Here is a 22,985-nt window from a genome sequence, read left to right as displayed (position 1 = left end):
CCCTTAGCATATCAGAAAATGACAAACAAAAAAGCCCACAAAAGGGCTTTTTTACGTTTTCTTCGTCTCCGTCACTTCTAATACATCCAAAAGGAAAACAAACACCGGAATCCCGATAATCAGTCCCCATATTCCAAAAAAGTGTTCTGAAAAAATTAGCACAATGAATGTATAGAAAACAGGAAGATTCGTTTTTGAACTCATTAAATTAGGATTTAAGATATAAGCTTCCACACCATGAATGATCATAATGGCAATACCTACATACAGTACCTTCATCATACCGCCTATACTGTAGGCAATAATGACAAGTGGTATAAGTGAAATAATGACACCTGCCACAGGGATTAATCCCAATATGAAAATCATAATGGACAATCCGCCTAATTGCGGAAAATCAAGCAGCCATAGGGAAATCGTCGTTAAAGTACAGTTAACCACGGCAATAATTAATTGTGCCTCAATTACTTTACCAAAAGTACGAACAAATTTCTTAGCGAAGAATTCAATTTCCGCATAAAACGGTGCAATTTTACTCGTCTTGAATTTCTTCGTAAATTCGATTAAGCGTGGTTTTTCTAATAAGAAAAATAAACTCATTAATAAAGCTAATAACACTTGTAACGTAATTTTACTAATATCAGTAAAATATTTTAATACAAACTGAAAGCCTTGTTCCAGATAACTAGAAATCTGAATTTCTTCAATTCGCTTGACTACATAATTTAAAAAGATATTATCATGCTTTGATGTGTAAAAAGCGGTTAGCTGCTTAATTAACGCCGTAATCTCACCGGCAATCATTGGCAGGTACATCACCAATCCATAGGATAGCAATCCGACAATACATGCATACGATGTAACCACAATCAATTTGCGATTGAGAGGTATTTTTCTCTCAATGAATTGCACTAATCTATCCATTAGAAAGGTGAAAATAAACGTAAGTAAGATTAAATTAATCATCGATTGCATCGCATACAAAACGAGTGCAATTAGGACAAAAATTGATATTCTCTTAAAACCACTGCTGTTCAAAATTTTATTTATCATAGGAAATTATCGGACCCCATTATTTATACTATTAACTGCATGTTAATTATATCAAACCCTGAAGCATTTTGTCCTACCTAATTGCTATCTTACCGTAAATTGAACCGGCGTCATAGAGCTATCGATCGCTTTACCTTCGTATCCCTGTTTACTCAAATAGTCAAGTAAAGCCGGTAAATGCATAAGCGTTTCCTTTCTTTCATGCATAAGAATGACAATCGGACCATTATGGTTAGCTAACTTTGTTAATTGTTGTTTGACACTCTCCACATAGCGTGCATCTTTATAATACCAATCTTTGCTGTCAATATTCCAATCCCACATTAAGTAGCCATTATCGGTAACCGCTTTACGGTACTCTGCAGTCATGCCTGGTACACTACCATAAGGTGTTCTCATAATATACGAATCGACCCCCGAAACTTCTTTTAGAGTATTTCGGTTTTGGGTTAATTCATTGATTACAGATGTGGCAGATGCATAGAAAACCTTTTGATTGTGGGAGACACTATGAAGTGCCACTGTCTCTCCAGATTGGACCATCAATTTTACCGCGTTTGGATATCTTCTTATATTGCCGTCAATCATAAAGAAGGTCGCTTTGTAGTGAAATTTTTCTAAAAGCGCGATAATTTCCCCAGAAAACGCAGCTGGGCCATCATCGAATGTTAAGTATATCGTTTTCTTACTTGCTGCCGCTGGCTGTGCATTAGCTGGTTTCGTTTCCGTTGATGGCGGTTTTGTTTTTTCTTGGTCCTTTGGTGTTGTAGGCTGTGTTGAAGGCTGTGTAGTGGCAGTATCAGTAGTTGTTTTTTCCGGAGCCTTAGTTGCCTCTCGCTCTTGTTTATTTCTCCCAACCATCGCTTCCTCTTGTTTCTTGTGAATCATTTCTTTCTCAATCCGTAAATCATTGGTATTCTGAACAATAGTTTCTGAGGTTTGACCAGGATGATTCATAAATTCATTTTTTTCTTGAGTAATAGGTTTACTGGCGGCTTTTGCCTTAAAATAGTTGTTCACAAATACCCCTGCAAACAAGAACCCAATTGCAAAAATGACAATAACTAATGTCCCTTTGGTCCATCCTTGCTTTTGATCCCCCATGTTTCATTACCCTCTTTGATGTTTTATGTCTTTCTTCATTATAGACGAAGCTTCTCTTGAATTGTTACTATCCTATTAAAAATATTACAATTCTATTAAAATATAACTTTTATATCAGCACATCCTCCAAAAGTCTTGAACTGAAAAATTCCCCCATTTCTTATATACCCCACTTTTTACCAATCTATTATAACAGGTAAATTTAGAAAATGTACCCGTGGACAAAATTTAAATCAGAAATTTCTAAAAGAAGGACAGGCAAATTCTCCTGTGAACTGACATACATATCATTGAACGGGATTTTCTTACTAGATGGAATTCCTCTTAATTTTGAGTTATGGAGGTGAAGTTAGTGTCAGGTGGGCAAAAAGCACTCTTTTATATCTTATCTATACTTATTCCTGTGGTCGGGATCGTTCTAGGAATTATTTGGATGAACGATCAAGATCCAGAAAAGAAAGCTGTCGGAAAAACCTGTTTATACATTGCTTTAGGTATGATCGTATTGAGCTGTATCTGTTGGTTCGCTCTTTCTGCCTTCTCCTTTTTGCCGTTTATGTCGGGGTATTAAAAAAGTGGAAAAACCCAATTCATCTCTTCAAGAATTGGGTTTTTCGTATAGGAGTGATACTCGTTGTTACACGAACTATTGGATTTCTTTGGAAGAGCCATCTGTCACCAATTAGAAGAAAGATCACTCCAAATTTCAGGAGAAACTCTTTCCGTTTGCGCCCGTGATACAGGTATTTATATTGGGATTTTTTCCTCACTTACGTATTTGCATTTCACTAAACGAAAATCAAAAATCACCATACCTACAATTAAAGTAAGCTTCTTTCTTCTATTATTAATGGTCCCCATGATGGTTGACGGCCTAGGCTCCTATCTGCATTGGTTTGAAAGTGACAATATCAAACGATTAGTGTCAGGCACCAGCTTTGGTTTTGTTTTGCCCTATTTTCTATATCCGTTGCTTTCGTCAAGGTCGCTTGATAATGATAGTGAGCCTTGTGTGAAGGGTAGCAGAGATTGGATTGTGCCACTGATTGTAAGTGCAGTTTTGGGCGTTGTAGTTTATTGGGGAATGATTTCATATTATATTTTTGATAGCTTTATCATTTTGACGGTGGTCATTTGGCTCAGTTTATTTACTTCAAGGCTTTTTTCATCCGTCTCCAACTATAGAATAAAATCCCTTTTTTCAATCCTAGTTAGCCTTGGGATCTTGTCGCTCCTTTCGTTACTTCACAATGTTGTCTTATCCTGATGAGAAATTAATTAAGAAAAAAGAGAGCCAGAGTCAACTGGTCTCTCTATCAATGAAACTTAACACTCACTTATCACATGGATTAATTCTTTTATCTGTTTTAATTTCTGAGGACTCAGTTGCTCCTCCGACAGTTCAATTTCTACTTTTAAGATACTCTTAACAGAATATTTCCCTTTAGTACTATTAGTTGATTCACTATCTTCTTTTTTCACTAGCTCTTCCATATCTACTTCCAAAAGGGTTGCAAGCTTATTTAATATTTCTAAGCTAGGATTCCTTTGAATATTACGTTCAATCAAACTTAAATAAGACTTTGATATACCCGTACATTCACTAAGCTTTGTTAATGAAAATCCTTTTCCCAGTCTCAACTGTTTGAGTCTTTTTCCGTCCATTTGATCTCTCCTTAATCCAAAACAACAATGTCGTAAATCCCACCATTCTTGTACTTAGAAATTATCCACCGAATCCCTTTGTGACCAAAGTAATGACTAACGGACCTAATATGATGATAAATAAGGCTGGAAAAATGAAAAACACCATTGGAAAAAGCATTTTTACAGGGGCTTTCATGGCTTGTTCACGGGCTGCTTCACGACGCTGTTCTCGTACACGGATCGTGAGATTCCCTAACACCTTAGCCATACCAATTCCCAGTTGATCCGCCTGAATTAATGAAGTGATAATCGTTTGAAACGAATCAGAAGGTACTCTTTTGCGTAAATCATAAAAAGCTTCTCTTCTTGATTTTCCTAGCTTCATATCCTCCAATGTATGTAGAAACTCCTCTGAAAGAGGGCCCTTATTGTTTTTAGACACTTCAGCAATTGCTAAATCCAGCCCCATTCCTGCCTCAAGTAATAGGTTAACCGTATCGAAAAAATCAGGCATCGACTTATTAATCTCCTTTATTCTTGCCGTCTTCTTTTTTCCAAGTAAAAATACAGGCAAGCGGAAGCCTAGCAAACCCATGGTAATGGCCAATATCCAAGTTATCATCTTGTTATCAGCTATAGGCAGAATGAAAAGAATAAAAGGAAGAGCAAGAGCTGCACTTAGTACAAATTGAAATAATCTAAAATCAATAGCCGTTTTAAATGGATAGCCTGCATCACGAAGGGTGCTATCTATTCTTTTTCTTTCTGTTTTTGACACTTTTTTATTTAACCAATTTGTCCCCATATCCCAATATCTTTGAAATCTTAGTTTTAATTTACTTTCCTTCAGATTCTCAGAATGCTCCATTTTTTCTTTTCCTTTAGGTTCTTCAAAAAATTTGCCTACACGCTCATTAAAAGCGAGCTGTTTTTTGAATACAGAAAATAGTATGCCAGCAAGTAGAAAAGTGAGGAAGGCTCCTGATAATAAAATAAGAATCATTTCCTGCATGATCACACCTCTATTCGGATAATCTTTTGAATAAATATCCAGCCAATCATTATAGAAACCCCGCAGATAAAGAGCATTGCCCAGCCAAGTGGGTGCTCAAGCATGGGGCCAAAATATTCTCTGTTCACTAATGATAAATATAAGCCTAACCCAACTGGGAGTAGTGTAATAATCCATGATGACATTTTCCCTTGTGCGGTCAGTGTGTTTAACTCTTCTAAAATTCTGACCCTGCCTCTAATAGTTTCCTCCATCGTTTCGAGAAGCTCAGCCAGGTTCCCTCCACTTTTTCTTTGTGCTAGAATGGCACGTACCACTACTTCAAGTTCTTTATTCGGGACCCTCTTGACTAATTCTTCAAAGACCTCTTCCATTGGCATCCCTAGTGCTACCTGTCGAACAACTCGATCAAACTCAGGACCAAGTGGGGCTGGAACTTCTTTTCCGACCAGTTGCATGGCCTGCATAAAACTAAATCCCGCCCTCATTGAATTCGCCATCATCCCTAAAATATCAATTAACTGGAGGGATGATACATGTAGTCTTTTTTTTCTTTTTTTCTGCATGAGGAATTTAGGAATAACAAACCCCATGATAATCGGTATAGCAACGAGATACCATGACAGCCCTAAAATAAGAGTCACGCCTCCTAAACCTGATGCTGACAATAATCGAAGAGCAAAAAATTCCTCGGGTTTTAATTTGCTCCCTGCCTCAAGTAAGATATTCTCTGTCCTTTCACTAAATTGAACATCCTTAAACAGTAAGCTAATCGATAGAAAAAAATGCTGGAATAGAGGTTGTCCTTTTTCTTTTATGCTGTGAGAGTTTTCCAAGGAAGGAGTTGGCAAAAACTTATCTAGACGGTGCGAGATTCTTTTCTTATTTGAATAGCTTTTTAAGAAAATGAAGATCAATGCACTTGTTATTAAAAAAATGGCAGTTAGTTCCATTATTAGTATCAACTATTACCACTCCCTCACAAACCATGAAGCAGGCATTGAATAGCCATTTAATTCAAGCTGCTCTGTAAATTTTGGCCGGATACCTGTAGAAATAAATTTCCCTTCGATTTTCCCGTCATGAGAAAGCCCAGTCTCTTTATATAAATAGATATCCTGGAGAATAATGGTATCACCCTCCATCCCCAGTACTTCGGTGATATGTGTAATTTTTCGAGAGCCATCCTTCAATCTCGATTGATGAACAATTAAATCAATCGCATTCGCAATCTGTTCTCGAATAGCCTTTACTGGCAGGTCAAACCCAGCCATCAAGACCATCGTTTCCAGACGGGATAAAATATCTCTCGGCGAGTTGGCGTGACCGGTACTTAAGCTGCCGTCATGTCCGGTATTCATGGCTTGGAGCATATCCAAGGCTTCGGCACCACGGACCTCACCAACTACTATACGGTCAGGACGCATACGTAGTGAATTTCGAACTAAATCCCGAATCGTGATTTGCCCTTTGCCCTCAATATTTGGCGGACGAGATTCTAATGCCACAATGTGCTCCTGATTGAGTTTTAGTTCTGCAGCATCTTCAATCGTAACAATCCGTTCATTGTTAGGAATAAAAGATGATAAGACATTTAATGTAGAGGTTTTTCCTGACCCTGTCCCACCACTGATAAAAATATTGAGTTTGGATTTTACACATACATTAAGGAATTCCGCCATGTCTTTATTTAAGGTTCCGAAATGAACAAGATCCTTAATTTTAAAAGGAATATCAGAGAATTTCCTGATTGTTAAACTAGGTCCTTTTAACGCCAGAGGAGGAATGATGGCATTGACACGCGATCCATTCGGCAGACGCGCATCTACCATGGGAGAACTCTCATCGATCCTCCTGCCAATCGGGGAAACAATCCTCTCTAGGACACGCATCACATGATGATTATCAACGAAATGAACATTGCTTCTAATAATCCGTCCATTTTTTTCATAATAAATTTCGTCATAGCTATTAACCATAACCTCACTAATCGTTGGGTTTTCTAATAAAGGTGTAATGGGACCGTAGGCCATTAGCTCGTCTTTGACGTAATTCAAAATTTCTTGTTTTTCTTCAAATGTCAGTCTGCCGCCCTCTTGCTCAAAGAAAGCCTGCCCTAGTTCTTCTATTTTTAATGTTTCTTGTTCTCTATTTTGTCCGGGGTATTTCTTTAACTCTTCTAAGAGGAAATCGTGAAGATCTGCTTCAAGCTTCCAAAATTCTTGTGATCTCTTAAGCACCGAAAATTCCAGTGTATCTGTTGCTATGCTTTTGTTCCCCTGTCCTTTAACCGATTCCTCTTTAAATCGTTCAAACAGTGACAATAGGATCCCCTCCTTACCTACCTATAAGAAACCAACGTTTTTCCTTTTTTGTTTCGGTCACGACTGGATTGATTTGTTCAGAGAGTTTCTCTGCTAATTTCCAAACTCCCTTACCAATTTGACTACGAGAATTCGAAAGCATAAATGGCTCACCGGATTTAATCGAGGCAGCCGCGACATTTGATTGTTCTGGTAAAAGGTGATAGATTGGCATTTCAAAGATACCTTCAATTTTCTTAAGTTCCAATCCCTTGCCTTTTTCGAATCGGTTTAAAATCAGCTTTACTTTGTCTTTTTGCTGAATGGTCTCAAGCGTTTCAAGGTAAAGTTGGCTTAGTCGTAAAACTGCGATATCATTGCTGGCCAGAAGTAATATGTCGTCTGCCAAATCCAAACACCGTAAATGAATTTCTGAAAGATATACCGGCAAGTCAATCAGGACAATATCATACAGATTCTTCGCTGCTTCAACCGCTTCTTTCATATGTTCCTCTGAAATACCTTCAAAGAATTCGGGACGTGGTGGTGCTGCCAGGATGGATACATCGCCATCAACAGCCGTCATATATTGTTCAATAGAATAGGTTCCACGGCTAGAGGCTTCTTTTACCCATTCATAAATCGTTCTTTTGGGTTTTGAATTAAAGTACATGGCCACTTCACCAAATTGCAGGTTCCCATCAATGACCGCCACTTTTTTCCCCATTCTGGCAAAAGCAATCGCTAGATTGACTGTAACTAGTGTTCTACCAACCCCACCCTTGGGAGTGGCAACGGCCATGACTCTACTTTTTTCTTTTAAATGGAACATGGAATCCTTTTTTGCGCGGTGCTCCATATATTTCTTCGCATGATCAATCGCTTCACTAAGTTCTTCGTCAGTATACGAAGATAGGAGGGTATCGGACGCTCCCATCAGCATGGCCTTTTTCAAATTTTCCATGTTGTCAGCCACTATTAATATGATATAAACGTGCGGATAAAGGACCGAGATTTCCTGACACAGTTCATACACGTTATATAGTGTATGGGCTTTAATAAATAGGACCGACTGGTTATTTTGGACTAGAAGGGAATGCAGTTTTTCAACCTGATTGGATGCTGTTAACTGAAATTGCTTTTTTTCCAATAGTGCTTTAATTTCTCCAGGAGGAGTATTGGTATCAGAAAAATAAATCCAGTTTATACTCATTTCGAATCTTTACCCTCCCCATTGTCATCTTTAATCACTTCTCTTGTTTGTTTTAACCCTGCTTTACCACTCTCATTATCATCGGTATTTCGGAGCATGAGGTAAAATCCATCCTTATCCTTTGATGCTAGGCCAAGCATGATCCCTTCTTCAGGTGTCACCTCTAAAGTAACGGTTTCGTAATGAAGGGCCTCTTCTTTGTTATCTGAGGATTTGCCTGAGGTTAAGACTTTTACATTTTCAAGCACGAGGACGGCAGATTTGAATTCCTTTCCTTCCGCATCTTTAGTAGTTTCATAAGCAATGACATCTACGTTTGAATTTTGTGCGATGTAACCCGATACCCCCTGCTCGAGGTCTACCTTGATTGACATCGCTCGTTTCCCCTTGCTTACCTCGACAAGATAATTTTTAAATTCTCTTTCACTCTTTTTCTTTTCCTCGTCCGCTTTTTTCTTTTCTTCTGCTTGCTGATTGGATTGGTCAGTAGCTTTCTGTTGCTGCTCCTGTCCTGTCTCTGTTCCCGAAGCAGTTGTAACGTTTCCCTTTGATAAAATAGTAAAATAAGCAAAGCAAGCAACAGTCATGCCAAGTATTAATGAAATCATCCATATCTTTTTCGTATTCATAACGTCCTCCTACACCTCTTGCTTACATGAATTATCATTCTACTAGTTTGACACTATATAAGGTGCCAACGCCTGTATCACTAATCTCTCCTGGTTGAAGTCTAGTCAGGAATTGACCTTTGAGTGTTTTGTCGTCAAATCCCTCAAGCCAATAGGATGCAAATCCGGTTACATTTAATTCGTCTCGTCCATTTGCTCCATCCCAAGTGTCAATGACTACAATGTTTATTACTCTGTTGCACTGATTATCGGCAGTTTTTGGGTCCTGACACTGTGGTTTGCTTGCATCACTAGCAATCAAATCATTGATTGCTTTACTGGTGGGTCCCCACGTTACTCCAGGTTCGGTTAAAACTGTTTCGCCAACAGTATAAACACTTCCATTTCTAATCGCTTCCTCTAGGCTAGATGCACCTCTTCCATCTAGAGCTAGAAAACCACAGTTCCCCTTGTTCTTCTCAAAGCAGGTTAGCTCCTTGCCATTTGGAATATGACTTTCTTCTACTGCTATCGGAGCCACTCCTTTTGCCATCCGTACATGTCCAACAATCGCCTTAGCAGTTGCCTTAACATCTGTATCATTTTTTCCTATTACCCTTGCAAAAGTAAGCGGTACATTTACAAGTTTTGTTGCCTTTATGCTGTCACCTGTTATAGTGAGATTACTTTCTGTAATTGAAAAACCGTTTTTTGCAGCGACATCTTTAGCGTTTGTAATTGCTTGCGTCTCACTCTTCTTTAAGCCTTGGGCCCCTGCTAATACTGCTGCATCTAGAGCATTCTGCAACTTGCTTTTTTCAACATAAAGTCTTCCACCATCTATTACTAAAGCAGTAAAGCCTAGAAGAGCAACCAAGGAAATGGCCACTATTACCAATGCTGACCCGCTTTCATCATTCAAATTCAACAACCTAATTATTTTTTTCATTTACTCCACCCTCATTGTTGTGGTGTCCTTTAAGGTTAAGGATCCAACGATTTCTCCAATTACTGGGGTTAGAAATGTGATTGGATAGGTAATGGTTATCGTTACATTGGTACCAGAATTCCGAGTACCAGAAATGGCTACCCTATCTGCTGTTAAACCGATACTTGTCGCATCGTTTACAGCGGTATTTTTTATCTCTGAAACATCGTTTCCAATACTGGCTGCCCGGGCAGCTTCTCTTCCTGCATGATCCATTGTCAGGTAAACATGAAAAATTCTTGAAAAGTCAATAATTCCAAACAGTAATAAAACTATCAAAGGGAGAACTAGTGCAAATTCAACTAGTGATTGACCATTTTCAGACTTCATTAAAATCCACCCCAGATTAGTGAACAAAGTGTTCCAAGTACTATGGCTATTCCATACGGAAAGGAAATGCTTGATTGGTTGCCATTAGCTAAGTGAATGGAACCTAGATTGCTTCGGATAAATACAATTGCAAAGAGGAATGTCTTAATCATATTTACAAAACCCTTTTGTTTTACAATCAGCACAACTGCAATTAATCCACCAATTAATGCTGTATAGATAAAAGAATAAAAAACAAAGCTAGTTCCCATTAAAGCTCCTATTGATGCCATTAGCTTTACATCCCCTGCTCCCATTCCACCTAACATATACGGAAGAATAAGTAGCCCTAATCCTACTAGAAATCCTTTTCCGCTAAAAAGGAATCCATCTAATCCTTGAAAAGATAAATAATAAACAAAAGCAAACAAGATTGCTGGCAAGGTGACAATGTTTAATATCTTTCTACTTTTTACATCTGTATAAAATGAGATTAATAATATTGCTAAAAGTATTATTTTTGTAATCATAGGAAATACCTCAGTTTTTTAAGAATTAAGCCCCACTTTTTAAAGCAGGGCTTCTTTCGAAAATCCATAATATTTATCACTTTAATTTATCAGTGATTTTCCCAAACACAGTTACTAGCTCATTTTTTAACAATATCAGTGATCCCGCTACAACAACTGCAACTAATGCAAGAATTAATCCATACTCAGTTAATGCCTGGCCTTCTTCTTGTACTACTAATCCCTTAATTTTTTTCAACATGTTTTTTTCCTCCTAGAAATAGTTTAATTTTTCGAGTGTCGTTCATTGTACAGAACACCTATCAAATAATATTCGTTCTTTATATTACGTAAATATTATGGTGTTTGTTCTTTTTAATGAACAGCTCTTGAGTAAATAATAGTACGATTGGCATGAATTGTAAATAGATTCCTAGTAATCTTGTTCTAAATAAAAAACGACATGTTTCTACAACGTTCAATATTGAGAACTGCTATTCAATACTGTATATTCAATATAAAGAACAAAAAATTTAAAGGAGACTATTTAATGGAACAAGTAACGAGGACCATTCCCTATTCTATTAACCTTGCTGATTCATTTTTTAAAAGATTAAAAGGATTAATGTTTCGGAAGGAGGTACTGATGGACGAGGGTTTATGGATCATTCCCTGTAATTCCATACACATGTGCTTTATGAACTTTGAAATTGATGCCATTTTTCTTAGTAAAGAGGGACAAATTGTTAAAATGATTGAAAAGCTCAAGCCATGGCAAATTGTTAAACCAATCAACCATGCCTACTCAGTAGTGGAACTTCCAGCTGGTGATGTATCAAAGTTAGGATTAAAAAAAGGTGAAATAATTATGCTTAAATAACCCAAGAGACAGATTCTACTGTCTCTTTTTGTTATTCAATCATTGTTCACCATTTATACATACCAATCCCCATCAATTACCAATATGATAATAATATAGATACCTATAGAAAGAGAGTTAGGGCCGATGATGAATAAACAGATGCGGTTACAGATGATTACGGAGCTTATTTCTGATCAGGAGGTAAAGACGCAGGAAGAACTGGGGCAATTGCTTTTAGAGAACGGACTGCCGGTTACTCAAGCAACCATCTCGAGAGACATCCGGGAGCTGAAACTGGTCAAGGTTCCTTCTAAAGATGGCAGTCTGAAGTATAGCCTTAAAGTAGATCAGGACCATTTAATTACGGAGAAGTTCCGCCATAAACTAAAGGATGCACTTATTAACATCGAAGTAATTAACTACTTTATTATCATCAAGACGCTTCCTGGGCATGCCCATTCCTTCGGTGCCCTGCTCGATTCCATGGACTTGGACGGGAAAGCAGGAACCATTTGTGGAAACGATACATGCTTGATTATTTGCCGTTCACCACAAGAAGCACTTGGCATCGAAGAGCAGCTCAAAGTCTATCAAAAGTAAAGGCTAGAACTACACACACGCAAAAGGAGGGTTACGATGCTCAACTCATACGTGGAAAAGATGGATGTACTTTCTGATTTACAACAAATTGAATTATTAAAATGTCTTCCAGTAAAAACACTAAAAAAATATCTACCTTACTTCTATTTTCGCTCCTACAAGAAAAATCAACTCCTCTTTATGCAGGGAGACCCGCGCGATAAAATCTTTTTTTTACTAGACGGATATGTCATGTATGAACGCAGCAGCCAGGATGGCAGCATGCTTTATTTAGACTTTATTAAAAAGAATCAAATGTTTCCCTACGGGGGCATTTTTCAGGATCAGGTGTACCAAGACACGGCCATTGCTGTCACGGACGTTCATTTGTACTTTATTCAAACCCACGTTGTGGAAGAACTATTGAAAGCCAATCCTAAACAACTACTCTATATCATCTCTAAACTATCAGACATTCTTAATCTTCATCAAAAACGCGTCCAAAAAATTCTCATTCCTAACGCACAGGAACGCGTGCTGCATTCGCTCCAGTTTTTAATGGAGGACCTGGGCGAAAAGGATGGCGCAGGAATCGTCATCCCCTGCCCTCTCACGGCTACAAACATTTCTAAACTATCTGGAACCACACGGGAAACCGTTAGTTTACTAATGAATCAATTAAAACGAGAGAACATCCTCTCCGTTACCGGAAAAAAAATAACCATTCATCAACCTGATTATTTTAAAAGCATATAGAGAGGCTGACTCCACGAGAGTCAGCCCTTTTTGTTGGCTCCAATAAGTTTTCTTAATATTAGAACTTTATCTGTGAACAATCTTTGTCATTCAGCCATTATTCAGCATATTAGATTCGAGAAAATCGATTTCCATGTATATATACATAAATATGCAAACCCGTTTATGTGATCGACAAAAAACTGTAAGGATTATTACATTTTGTTTGTTATGAAGCTTACAAAGGCAATCACTTTCTATGCTTAGAATGAAGGTGTAGCAAGGATTCTATCAAAAGGAGGAAGAAAGATGAGCAGTATAGCCGAAATCACTTCTCAGAGGGACATGCAGACAAAGCTAAAGCACCCGATCCATGTTACATCTGAAATCGGAACGTTACGCTCGGTGTTGCTGAAACGGCCTGGAAAAGAAGTTGAAAATTTGACGCCTGAATATCTGCAGCGGCTTTTATTCGATGATATTCCTTATTTGCCAATTATCCAGCGCGAGCATGACTATTTTGCCGAAACCTTAAAAAATCGAGGAATCGAAGTCCTTTATCTCGAAAAATTGGTGGTTGAAACCTTAAGTAATCCAAACATCAAAAAGCAGTTTATTGATGATATTTTACGAGAAAGCAAGGCCAATGTGAACGGAGCTTCTCGCGTGCTAAAAGAATACCTACTCTCTTTTTCCACAGCAGATATGGTGGATAAGGTGATGAGCGGGATTTTAAAAAGAGAAATTGAGCCCGAGAAAAAAGCTCACCTTTATGAATTCATGGAGGACCACTATCCCTTCTATTTAGATCCAATGCCTAATTTATATTTCACTCGTGACCCAGCAGCTTGTATTGGCAATGGCTTATCCATCAACAAAATGCGTGAACCGGCAAGGCGCCGCGAGTCCTTATTCATGCAATACATCATTAAATACCATCCACGATTTGCTGGACATGACGTACCAATTTGGCTAGACCGCGACTTTGAATTTTCAATTGAAGGCGGCGATGAATTGATTCTTAGTGAGGAAGTCGTAGCCATTGGTGTATCCGCCCGTACCTCTGCTCGTGCGATAGAAAAACTGGCCCTTAACCTCTTTAAGAAGCAGGATTCAATTAAAAAAGTGGTTGCCGTGGAAATTCCGAAGTGCCGCGCCTTTATGCATCTTGATACGGTGTTTACAATGGTCGATTACGATAAATTCACTATCCATCCTGAAATCCAAGGACCTCAAGGCAATATGAATGTGTATATTCTTGAAAAAGGCAGTGATGACGAACGCTGTACCATCACACACCGGACGAATCTTCAGGAAACATTGAAAGAGGTTTTACATTTAGACGAGCTTGTCTTAATCCCTTGCGGCGGCGGAGATGAGATTGCTGCCTCTCGTGAGCAATGGAATGATGGCTCGAACACCTTAGCGATTGCACCTGGAATTGTGGTCACCTATGACCGCAATTATATTAGCAATGATTTGTTACGCCAGCATGGCATTGAAGTACTCGAAATCACCAGTTCAGAACTATCCCGTGGCCGCGGCGGCCCACGCTGTATGAGCATGCCAATTGTACGTGAAGATATACGACATTAATTTTTAAATAAAAGGAGACGATTTTGATGTTAGTAACTGCCCCACAATTACACGGAAGAAGCTTTCTTGCAGAAAAGGATTTTACCAAAGAAGAGTTTGTTTATCTCATTGATTTGGCTTTCAAACTAAAGGATGAGAAAAAGCATGGCATTCCCCATCGCCACTTAGAAGGAAAAAACATCGCGCTGCTTTTTGAAAAGCCGTCTACCCGTACACGCTGTGCCTTCACAGTAGCCTGCGTTGACCTTGGTGCCCATCCTGAATATCTAGGAAAAGATGATATCCAGCTCGGTAAAAAAGAATCAATAGAAGATACTGCAAAAGTGTTGGGCAGGATGTTTGACGGCATCGAGTTCCGTGGATTTGAGCATAAAAAGGTAGAGATGTTAGCAGAGCATTCGGGTGTGCCTGTCTGGAATGGGTTAACCGATCGCTGGCATCCAACACAAACACTTGCTGACTTTTTAACGGTAAAAGAAAACTTTGGCCGCTTAGAAGGAATTAAATTCGTGTATGTTGGTGACGGTAGAAATAATGTGGCCAACAGTCTGCTCGTTGGGGGTGCACTTGTAGGAATGGATGTGCGCATCTGCACACCCGAATCGTTGTTCCCAGAACCTGAGGTCATTGAACTGGCAGAAAAATTCGCCGAGAAGTCAGGCGGCCGGGTAACTGTCACAAGCGATGTAGAAGAAGGAGTGGCTGGTGCTGACGCCATCTATACAGATGTTTGGGTTTCCATGGGGGAAGAAGATAAATTCGCTGAACGGATTGCTCTGCTGTCGCCTTATCAAGTAACAATGGACATGATTAAGAAAACAGGCAATGACAAAGTGATTTTCCTACACTGCCTCCCTGCCTTCCACGATCTTGAAACCAGTTATGGCAAGGATATTTATGCGAAACATGGAATGCCAGAAATGGAAGTGACTGATGAAGTCTTCCGCAGCGAGCATTCCAAAGTATTCGACCAAGCGGAAAACAGAATGCATACAATCAAGGCGGTAATGGCTGCGACACTTGGACATTTAGAATAAGTGGTTAGGAGTTGGGTGTCTGGCACCCTTCTCCTTCCCGTTTTACCAAACGAATGGAGGAAAAACATGAATCAGATCTCCGAACAACTCATTTCTGAGCTACGAAAGGTAGAAGGTGAGTTTCACCATGCATTAAAGCAGCTGGTTGATATCCCTAGTGTAATCAGTGAACAGGAGGATGGTTTTCCTTTTGGAAAAAATATTGATTTAGCTTTGAAAAAGTCATTAGAAATCTGTGAAGAGCTTGGATTCCGGACGTATGTTGATCCGAAAGGTTATTACGGGTATGCCGAAATTGGTGACAGTGGAGAAATGATTGGTGTTCTCGGCCATTTGGATGTGGTACCCGCTGGCAAGCTGGAAGATTGGCACACTCCTCCCTTCGATGCAACCATCATAGAAGGCAAAATGTACGGCAGAGGAACACAGGATGATAAAGGACCGACACTGGCTACTCTTTTTGCCACGAAAGCGTTAATGAATCTCGGTGTTTCTTTTAACAAAAGAATTCGGTTTATCTTCGGGACAGATGAAGAAACACTATGGCGCTGCATGAACCGCTATTGTGATCTCGAGGAAATTCCCAGCATGGGCTTTACTCCCGACTCCACCTTTCCGTTGGTTTACGCCGAAAAGGGCTTGCTACAGTTTCATTTAGAAGGAACTAACGAAACCAACCTCCGTTTACAAGCAGGTAATGCCTTTAATGCGGTACCTGACAACGCAAGATATGCCGGAGAAAATCTAGAGGAATTACAAGCTGCTCTAGAGGAATTAGAGTTTGATTACGAAGTGGCTGACGGTAGTGTCGTGGTCCTCGGAAAGGCCGTTCATGCCCAAGTTACGGAAAAAGGAATCAATGCGGTTAGCAGGCTATTGCTGGGGTTGAAAAAGATTGGCGTCACCTCAAAAATAATTGAGTTTGTTAATGACCTAATTAAAGAAGATCCGTTTGCAACCAGCATTTTTGGCAACTGTGAAGATGAGCCATCAGGTAAGCTAAAGTTCAATGTCGGAAAAATAGAGTTAACGGAGGAAATAGAGCAGTTATCCATCGATATCCGCATTCCTGTGACTGCTGATAAACAAGAAATCGTTAACCAGATCTCCCAAGTTGCAAAAGAATACGGGTTAACCTACAAAGAATTTGACTATCTAAAATCGATTTATTTACCAAAGGATTCATTTCTAATCAAAACCTTAATGAACGTTTACCAGGAAGTAACTGGGGATACCGTTTCCGAACCGATTTCTTCTGGTGGTGCCACCTATGCTAGAGCCATGGAAAACGTCGTGGCCTATGGCGCCATTTTTCCAAAGCAAGCAAAAACCGAGCATCAGCCGAATGAACATATTGAATTAGACAAAATGTTTACAGCGATGTTGATTTACGCAAAAGCCATCTACGAATTAACTCGATAGGTATGCCATTTGACTAATGGAGGAATACTCATGAAAAAGTTCAAGATGCCTACCGCTTATACGTTATTATTCTTGATTATTGTTGTGATTGCCGCCTTCACCTGGATCATCCCAGGTGGGCATTATGATACTAAAGTAGATAAAGCAACGGAAAAAGAAATTCCTGTCTCCGGAACCTACCAGCAGCTGCCAAGTGACGAACAGACACCTCAAGGGGTGTGGGAGGTTTTAAATGCACCGATCAACGGCTTTTTCGATGCGAAGGATATTGCATTGTTCGTTCTAGTGATTGGCGGTTTCTTAGGGGTAGTGATGAAGACGGGTGCGATTGACGCCGGGATTACACGGGTCATCCGCAAGCTAAAGGGGCGAGAGCAATGGCTAATTCCGATTCTTATGGTTCTATTCGCAATTGGTGGTTCCACTTACGGGATGGCAGAGGAAACCATCGCGTTTTACCCCATCCTCATTCCAGTACTGATAGCAGCAGGCTATGACGCTTTAACCGCTGTCTCGATTATCGCCCTTGGTGCAGGGGTTGGTTGTTTAGGATCCACCGTTAACCCGTTTGCTACGGGCATCGCTTCTGGATTTGCCGGAATATCAATTGGAGATGGGATGGGACTTCGCCTCATCATCCTTGCAGTCACGCTTATTTTCACAATTATTTTCGTCATGCGCTACGCAAAAAAAGTAAAGGCAGACCCATCTAAATCATTGATTGCCCAGATGAAAACAGAAAATGAACAGCACTTTTTATCACAGAAAGCGGAAGAAGTAACATTTACCGGCCGTCATAAGGCCGTGCTTACGGTATTTGGTTTAACCTTTGTTGTCATGATTTTAGGAGTTATTCCATGGGCTTATAAATTTAATATTACTATTTTTGAAGATTTCACCAAGGCCGTAGCAAAAATTCCGTTCATTGGGAAATTACTCGGCGGGGTCCTTCCGCTTGGAGACTGGTGGTTTGGTGAGTTAACGATGTTATTCCTAACCTCCTCCATCATTATTGCTTTTATTTATAGAATGAAAGAATCTGAGTTTACTAGCACGTTTGTGAATGGGGCAAGAGATTTGTTAGGCGTTGCCCTTATTATTGGCATCTCTCGCGGAATTACCGTTGTCATGGATGCTGGCGGAATGACTGCGACCGTGCTTCATTGGGGCGAAGGAATGCTGGATAACATGGGCTCTGTGCTTTTTACCAATTTATCATTCTTGTTTTATCTGCCGCTATCCTTTCTTGTGCCATCGACTTCCGGTCTCGCCACTTTATCAATGCCGATTATGGCACCATTGGCTGATTTTGCGGGAGTAGGTAGACATTTAGTGATTACCGCTTACCAAAGTGCATCCGGGGTTGTAAACCTACTGACTCCTACAAGTGCGGTTATCATGGGAGCACTGGCCATTGCAAGGGTTCCATATAGCACCTACCTCAAACATGTTTGGAAATTAGTTTTGTCACTTTCTGTGATTGTGATGGTGATTTTGAGTATCGCCACCATGATGAGTTAATCGTTTATAAGTGCCATTTTTCAAAAAGAAGAGGGGTTTAATCATGACAAAGCAAAAAGTGGTGATTGCGCTAGGCGGGAATGCCATTCAATCGGGAAACGCAACCGCAGAAGCGCAGCAATTAGCATTGGAAAAAACAGCACGGCAACTTGTTCAATTTATTGAAAAGGGAATTGATATTATTATCTCCCATGGTAATGGTCCACAGGTTGGTAATATTCTGCTTCAGCAAAAGGCAGCTGATTCAACGAAAAATCCGGCCATGCCCCTGGACACGTGCGGAGCGATGAGCCAGGGAATGATTGGCTATTGGATGCAGAATGCGATGGATAAAGTATTAAAAGAGCGCAGAATTGATAAAAATGTCGTCACAGTTGTAACAAGGGTAGCCGTGGATAAACAGGATTCTGCGTTTCTCAATCCGACGAAGCCCATCGGACCTTTCTATAGGGAAGATGATGCGAAGGAAATCATGGAGTTAACGAATACCTGTTTTAAAGAAGATGCAGGACGTGGCTGGAGACGGGTGGTTCCTTCACCGATGCCTGTGAGTATTTTAGAGCATTCCGTAATCAATTCATTAGTCGAAAAAGGCAACATCGTCATTGCGGTTGGTGGCGGCGGTATTCCTGTTTTAGAAACAGAACACGGGTTAATCGGAATTGAAGCGGTAATAGACAAAGATTTTGCATCGCAAAAGTTGGCTGAACTGGTAGATGCGGATGCGTTAATCATTTTAACTGCAGTTGACAATGTGTACATTGATTTTAACAAACCAACGCAGCGGAAATTAGAGGACGTGAGTATTGCTGAATTAAGGGCTTTTATAGAAAAAGGTCATTTTGCTCCTGGAAGCATGCTGCCAAAGGTAGAGGCTGCAATTAATTTTGCGGCAACAAGTCCTGAGCGCAAAACGATTATCACTTCATTGGATCAGGCGTTTCACGCTCTTGAGGGTAAGGCCGGAACTGTTGTGAGCTTGCTTGGTGCGGAAGTGTTGGCGTAATAGGAAAAACCCTCTTTGAAGTTAGTTCAAAGAGGGTTTAGTTTTAATCGGTAGATTGAATGATATCAGGCTTTGGCTGCACTTTCTGATTGTAAATCGGTAAAATCACTAACACGCCGATAATAAACAAGACGGCTGACATTTCAAACGTTGTCACTAAGGAAAATTGCTCTTTTAGAACTCCAGCGAGACTCATTGTTATGACCATTGATCCTGCGAATAATGGACTTAGAATTCCGTTAACCCGGCCGATAAAGGCTTCTTCTGTATTTTGTAAGATCAAGGTGTTGATTCCAATTTGAATGCACGGCATCATGAGACCACTAAAAAACTCTGCAAGTAAAGTAATCCATAGATTTGTTGAGAATCCCATTACAGCAATACCTAAACCATTAACGAGCATTCCAAACACAAGGAGTCTTTGTGGTGGAACATTTTTAGCAAATATCATCGCGCAAGCCCCACCCAAGATCATTCCGACTCCATTGACCATAAGCAGCCACTGTAGGTTCTCTTTCGGGAGGTCTAATTGTTCAGTGACAAGAAAAATGTTTAGAGGATTAATAAATCCTACTCCAAGTCCTGCAGCCATAAAGCACAGGCCTAATAGACTTAATTCTCTTTTTCCTAAAACATACTTTATTCCACTTTTCATCTCTTGTAGCAAGGTAGATTCTCCTGCCTCCTCCATTGGACGGTCTTTTGGAAGGAAAGCAAGTGCCCCTGCAGAAAGCAAAAAGGCTACACCAGTAACAGCGATGCTGACGTCAATTCCAAACGATTGAAAGACGAATGTGCCAATAATCGGTCCTAATACCATGAAAAGAGCAAAAACCGTTTGATATACCGACATTGCACTTTGGACTTGGCTTTCTGACAAATGCATTTTAAACAATTTCATCCCTGATGGCTGGGAGAATTGTGAGAGTATGGCTGAGATTAATGTAGCGAAAAATACTACTTTCCATGTGCCAAATACTAGGGTAATCAGCACAACAAATATTGATATAGCACTTAAAATATCACACCACACCATCGTTTTTTTCGGTGCCCAGCGGTCTGCAAAGGTTCCGCCGATAAAGGAAAAGATGAAGATTGGTGCAAATTCAGCGACTGAAATCATGGAAACGGCGAATGCATCCCCATTTGTTTGATCCATAACAAAAAGTAAAACAGCAAAGTTCCGGACCCAAATTCCGATTTGAAGGAATAGTCCAGACATGATGATGGCTAAAAATACTCTGTTTCGGAATAAGTTGCCTGTTGATGAGGGTGTTACTTCTTTATTGGTTAAATCCATATAAAAACCTCCTGCTTAATTTTTGGACAGGAGGCAGTACTATACAATATTCGAGTGACATTCTATCCCCTAATTGATGGGGAAGTAATGATCTTTCCGACTTGTATAAAAGTACAGACTAATCCTATCCAAGAAAAAACGATCGTATTTATCACGATTTTTTTCATCTAAAATAGGATTAAAAGATCATCGTTACAAGGTCACCCTTCCGCTTTTTGGTAAGTTGATTGTATAGGATTTGATAATGTAAATCAAGTACTTTCCTTTTCGGAGTGACTGATCTCAGCTTTTTTCCTGTTGCCGACATATATCCTCTCTCTATTTACCGCTCTCGATTTTTTTCAGAACTACTACGGTCATTTAGACATTTTTACTTAAAGTTGATAGTTAAATTGATGGAGAGGGAACAATCACATTAACCAGAATACATAAAAAAGAACATCGGCGTCCCTGTATTACAATTGCTTCAACAGATAAAGAACTGTTATCTTATGTACATACTCTAATTGGAGGGACAATTAACAATAAAAAGAACTATAATCCCGACAGGCATAAAGATTCCTACACATTAATCATAAAGAAAAAAGAACTAGTTTTATCAACTCTGAAGCAAACTCTTCCCTACCTTCGTGTAGATAAAAAAAGAAACCGCGCTCTTTGGATACTCGATAATTATGAGAAAGTTACACCTCGCAACGGCAAATACAGTTCATTATTACTCAAAAAGAAATTAGCTATTGAAGAAACTTTTTTTCAGATATAAAAAAGACCAGCATTTCTGCTGATCTTGTTATCCACCTATGTATGGTGGAGACGGCGGGACGTGCTTTTCCATGCTTTCGTCATGGCACTGACTATATCTTGAACCTGCCTCAACAGGTCCCTCGGCGTCTTATGCGAAACGTAAATTTACCTCTTCAAGGTATGGATTTCGCATCCTAGTACTACCATCTAAGCATGGCAGCCTATGAGTCGATACACGGCTGTTGGATTGCTCCACATACCGCTCGGCATTGCCCTATCGCAAATTGTGCGACTTAGGTTTCACCGATAAAGCCGAATTTTCACTTATGTGTTACCACATAAGGCGACTAATTACTAATCGAACCCGCGTCCAAAGATATCGGCACTTAAGCATCTACGAGTGTAGTCGATATATTGGCGTTTCACTGATCCATTTGCCTATCGACCGGCGTCCGGTCAGCTAGCCTGGTTGTTCTCTTCCTTCATCCTCAGGCGGTGGAATCCGGCGTAGCCCACTTAGAGTGAGTCCCTTACCCTACCACATGGGCAATGGAGGGAGGAACCGCTATGCAGTATTAAGCTGCGAAAGCGAAGTTGTTGTTAGTTTTGCCAGTTATGGCTTTGACGTTTTAACGAGGCCGATCCCCTCGACTCGCAACCTAAGCTCAAACTACCCCTGTCGAATCCGTAGCGTCCCCATTATAAAATGAGCTGAAATCTAATTAAAGGTTTCTGCATCAGACGTTAGGATTGCTCGAACGTTTGTAAGAGCAAAAGTTAATGTCGCGTCTCTTAGCGACAAACTTATTATAACACACTCAAAACATTTTTCAATTGTAACAATCTGTAAAATAATTTCCAGCTTAAGAAATTGGAACCCACAGCCTTACATCTTCTGACGATCGCGGAATGCTCGTTCAATTTCACGCTTCGCCTCTTTTTGCTTTAACACTTCACGCTTATCATAATTCTTCTTACCCTTTGCTAACCCTAGTAAAACCTTACAGAAACCATTTTTTAAATAAAGCTTCAATGGAACTAAAGCATATCCTGCCTCTTTCGTTTCCCCAATCAGCTTATTGATTTCACGTCTGTGAAGTAATAGCTTACGTGTTCGTAATGGGTCATGATTAAAAATATTTCCTTGTTCATAGGGGCTGACATGCATTCCAAAAAGAATAGCTTCACCATTTTGAATTCTAGCATAAGCATCCTTGAGATTCACTTTTCCCGCACGAATGGATTTAATCTCTGTTCCCTGTAGAACAATACCCGCTTCATATGTTTCTTCGATAAAGTAGTCATGGTAAGCCTTTTTGTTTTGCGCGACTACCTTCCCTTCACCTTTTGGCATCGATTTTCACCTCATCTTACCATTCATTTTAACAGAACAGACAAGCGACTACAATTGAAAGAGAGCCTCGTTCTTAAGGCTCC

General features: G+C 39.8%; 24 protein-coding genes and 1 other RNA gene. 10 read left to right on the top strand and 15 right to left on the bottom strand.

The features are described from left to right. Window positions 1-51: 51 nt before the first annotated feature. Window positions 52-1,053: an AI-2E family transporter gene (locus tag RCG25_RS04985; RefSeq protein ID WP_308082582.1), complete on the bottom strand. Its 1,002-nt coding sequence runs from the start codon at window positions 1,051-1,053 to the stop codon at window positions 52-54. 84 nt (window positions 1,054-1,137) lie between these two features. After that, window positions 1,138-2,157 carry a polysaccharide deacetylase family protein gene (locus RCG25_RS04980; RefSeq protein WP_308082581.1) on the bottom strand — a complete coding sequence of 340 codons (1,020 nt, stop codon included), beginning with the start codon at window positions 2,155-2,157 and terminating at the stop codon, window positions 1,138-1,140. A gap of 352 nt (window positions 2,158-2,509) precedes the next feature. Between RCG25_RS04980 and RCG25_RS04975 the strand changes: the two genes are divergently transcribed. Next, window positions 2,510-2,728, top strand: coding sequence for a hypothetical protein (locus RCG25_RS04975; protein ID WP_308082580.1), 219 nt, complete (start codon window positions 2,510-2,512; stop codon window positions 2,726-2,728). A gap of 63 nt (window positions 2,729-2,791) precedes the next feature. Then, window positions 2,792-3,424 (top strand): DUF2085 domain-containing protein, encoded by a 633-nt coding sequence (locus tag RCG25_RS04970; protein ID WP_308082579.1) that lies wholly within the window; start codon window positions 2,792-2,794, stop codon window positions 3,422-3,424. Between the two features lie 59 nt (window positions 3,425-3,483). Here the strand turns inward: RCG25_RS04970 and RCG25_RS04965 are convergent, their stop codons facing one another. The 10 genes from RCG25_RS04965 to RCG25_RS04920 all read right to left on the bottom strand — a co-directional run bounded on the left by RCG25_RS04965 (window position 3,484) and on the right by RCG25_RS04920 (window position 11,008). Then, complete coding sequence (locus RCG25_RS04965; RefSeq protein WP_308082578.1) at window positions 3,484-3,822, bottom strand: helix-turn-helix domain-containing protein; 339 nt, start codon at window positions 3,820-3,822, stop codon at window positions 3,484-3,486. Between the two features lie 61 nt (window positions 3,823-3,883). Then, the gene (locus tag RCG25_RS04960; RefSeq protein WP_308082577.1) at window positions 3,884-4,816 is read right to left on the bottom strand and encodes a type II secretion system F family protein; all 933 of its coding nucleotides are present in this window, start codon (window positions 4,814-4,816) and stop codon (window positions 3,884-3,886) included. A gap of 2 nt (window positions 4,817-4,818) precedes the next feature. Next, window positions 4,819-5,781 (bottom strand): type II secretion system F family protein, encoded by a 963-nt coding sequence (locus RCG25_RS04955; protein ID WP_308082576.1) that lies wholly within the window; start codon window positions 5,779-5,781, stop codon window positions 4,819-4,821. A 3-nt stretch (window positions 5,782-5,784) separates the two neighbouring features. Next, window positions 5,785-7,140 carry a TadA family conjugal transfer-associated ATPase gene (locus RCG25_RS04950; protein WP_308082575.1) on the bottom strand — a complete coding sequence of 452 codons (1,356 nt, stop codon included), beginning with the start codon at window positions 7,138-7,140 and terminating at the stop codon, window positions 5,785-5,787. Window positions 7,141-7,153: 13 nt separating this feature from the next. Further along, a complete protein-coding gene (locus RCG25_RS04945) occupies window positions 7,154-8,332 on the bottom strand; it encodes a CpaE/TadZ family protein (protein ID WP_308082574.1) in 1,179 nt (392 codons plus the stop codon). Then, entirely contained in the window at window positions 8,329-8,961 is a 633-nt protein-coding gene (gene cpaB / locus RCG25_RS04940) for a Flp pilus assembly protein CpaB (RefSeq protein ID WP_308082573.1), read from the bottom strand. Before cpaB ends, RCG25_RS04945 begins: the two co-directional genes overlap by 4 nt. Window positions 8,962-8,995: 34 nt before the next feature. Continuing rightward, the gene (locus RCG25_RS04935; RefSeq protein ID WP_308082572.1) at window positions 8,996-9,889 is read right to left on the bottom strand and encodes a TadE/TadG family type IV pilus assembly protein; all 894 of its coding nucleotides are present in this window, start codon (window positions 9,887-9,889) and stop codon (window positions 8,996-8,998) included. Beyond that, complete coding sequence (locus tag RCG25_RS04930) at window positions 9,890-10,258, bottom strand: TadE/TadG family type IV pilus assembly protein (protein ID WP_308082571.1); 369 nt, start codon at window positions 10,256-10,258, stop codon at window positions 9,890-9,892. Continuing rightward, on the bottom strand, window positions 10,258-10,767 hold the full coding sequence (locus tag RCG25_RS04925) for an A24 family peptidase (RefSeq protein ID WP_308082570.1): 510 nt from the start codon (window positions 10,765-10,767) through the stop codon (window positions 10,258-10,260). Before RCG25_RS04925 ends, RCG25_RS04930 begins: the two co-directional genes overlap by 1 nt. A gap of 76 nt (window positions 10,768-10,843) precedes the next feature. Next, window positions 10,844-11,008 (bottom strand): Flp family type IVb pilin, encoded by a 165-nt coding sequence (locus tag RCG25_RS04920; protein WP_308082569.1) that lies wholly within the window; start codon window positions 11,006-11,008, stop codon window positions 10,844-10,846. Between the two features lie 288 nt (window positions 11,009-11,296). Here RCG25_RS04920 and RCG25_RS04915 point away from each other — a divergent pair, with 288 nt between their 5' ends. The 8 genes from RCG25_RS04915 (at window position 11,297) to arcC (ending at window position 19,504) form a co-directional block, all read left to right on the top strand. After that, a complete protein-coding gene (locus RCG25_RS04915) occupies window positions 11,297-11,626 on the top strand; it encodes a DUF192 domain-containing protein (RefSeq protein ID WP_308082568.1) in 330 nt (109 codons plus the stop codon). A 129-nt stretch (window positions 11,627-11,755) separates the two neighbouring features. Beyond that, window positions 11,756-12,208 (top strand): arginine repressor, encoded by a 453-nt coding sequence (gene argR / locus RCG25_RS04910; protein WP_308084098.1) that lies wholly within the window; start codon window positions 11,756-11,758, stop codon window positions 12,206-12,208. Window positions 12,209-12,259: 51 nt separating this feature from the next. Next, entirely contained in the window at window positions 12,260-12,943 is a 684-nt protein-coding gene (locus tag RCG25_RS04905; RefSeq protein ID WP_308084097.1) for a Crp/Fnr family transcriptional regulator, read from the top strand. Window positions 12,944-13,267: 324 nt separating this feature from the next. Beyond that, on the top strand, window positions 13,268-14,518 hold the full coding sequence (gene arcA / locus RCG25_RS04900) for an arginine deiminase (protein ID WP_308084096.1): 1,251 nt from the start codon (window positions 13,268-13,270) through the stop codon (window positions 14,516-14,518). Window positions 14,519-14,544: 26 nt separating this feature from the next. After that, a complete protein-coding gene (gene argF, locus RCG25_RS04895) occupies window positions 14,545-15,555 on the top strand; it encodes an ornithine carbamoyltransferase (protein ID WP_308082566.1) in 1,011 nt (336 codons plus the stop codon). Window positions 15,556-15,621: 66 nt separating this feature from the next. Next, entirely contained in the window at window positions 15,622-16,977 is a 1,356-nt protein-coding gene (locus tag RCG25_RS04890) for a M20 family metallopeptidase (protein ID WP_308082565.1), read from the top strand. A gap of 30 nt (window positions 16,978-17,007) precedes the next feature. Next, complete coding sequence (locus RCG25_RS04885) at window positions 17,008-18,498, top strand: YfcC family protein (RefSeq protein WP_308082564.1); 1,491 nt, start codon at window positions 17,008-17,010, stop codon at window positions 18,496-18,498. A 43-nt stretch (window positions 18,499-18,541) separates the two neighbouring features. Next, entirely contained in the window at window positions 18,542-19,504 is a 963-nt protein-coding gene (arcC, locus tag RCG25_RS04880) for a carbamate kinase (RefSeq protein WP_308082563.1), read from the top strand. 43 nt (window positions 19,505-19,547) lie between these two features. Here arcC and RCG25_RS04875 read toward each other — a convergent pair whose 3' ends face one another. From RCG25_RS04875 to smpB, 3 genes are all read right to left on the bottom strand, one after another. Further along, on the bottom strand, window positions 19,548-20,804 hold the full coding sequence (locus tag RCG25_RS04875; protein WP_308082562.1) for an MFS transporter: 1,257 nt from the start codon (window positions 20,802-20,804) through the stop codon (window positions 19,548-19,550). A gap of 1,099 nt (window positions 20,805-21,903) precedes the next feature. Continuing rightward, window positions 21,904-22,238, bottom strand: a transfer-messenger RNA (tmRNA) gene (gene ssrA / locus RCG25_RS04870). A gap of 196 nt (window positions 22,239-22,434) precedes the next feature. Next, complete coding sequence (smpB, locus tag RCG25_RS04865; protein ID WP_308082561.1) at window positions 22,435-22,902, bottom strand: SsrA-binding protein SmpB; 468 nt, start codon at window positions 22,900-22,902, stop codon at window positions 22,435-22,437. Between the last annotated feature and the right edge of the window lie 83 nt (window positions 22,903-22,985).

The organism is Neobacillus sp. PS2-9 (assembly GCF_030915525.1).
Classification (GTDB): Bacteria; Bacillota; Bacilli; order Bacillales; family Cytobacillaceae; genus Neobacillus.
The sequence above is the reverse complement of the archived record's forward strand: the minus strand, read 5'-3'. Positions and strand labels throughout refer to the sequence as shown.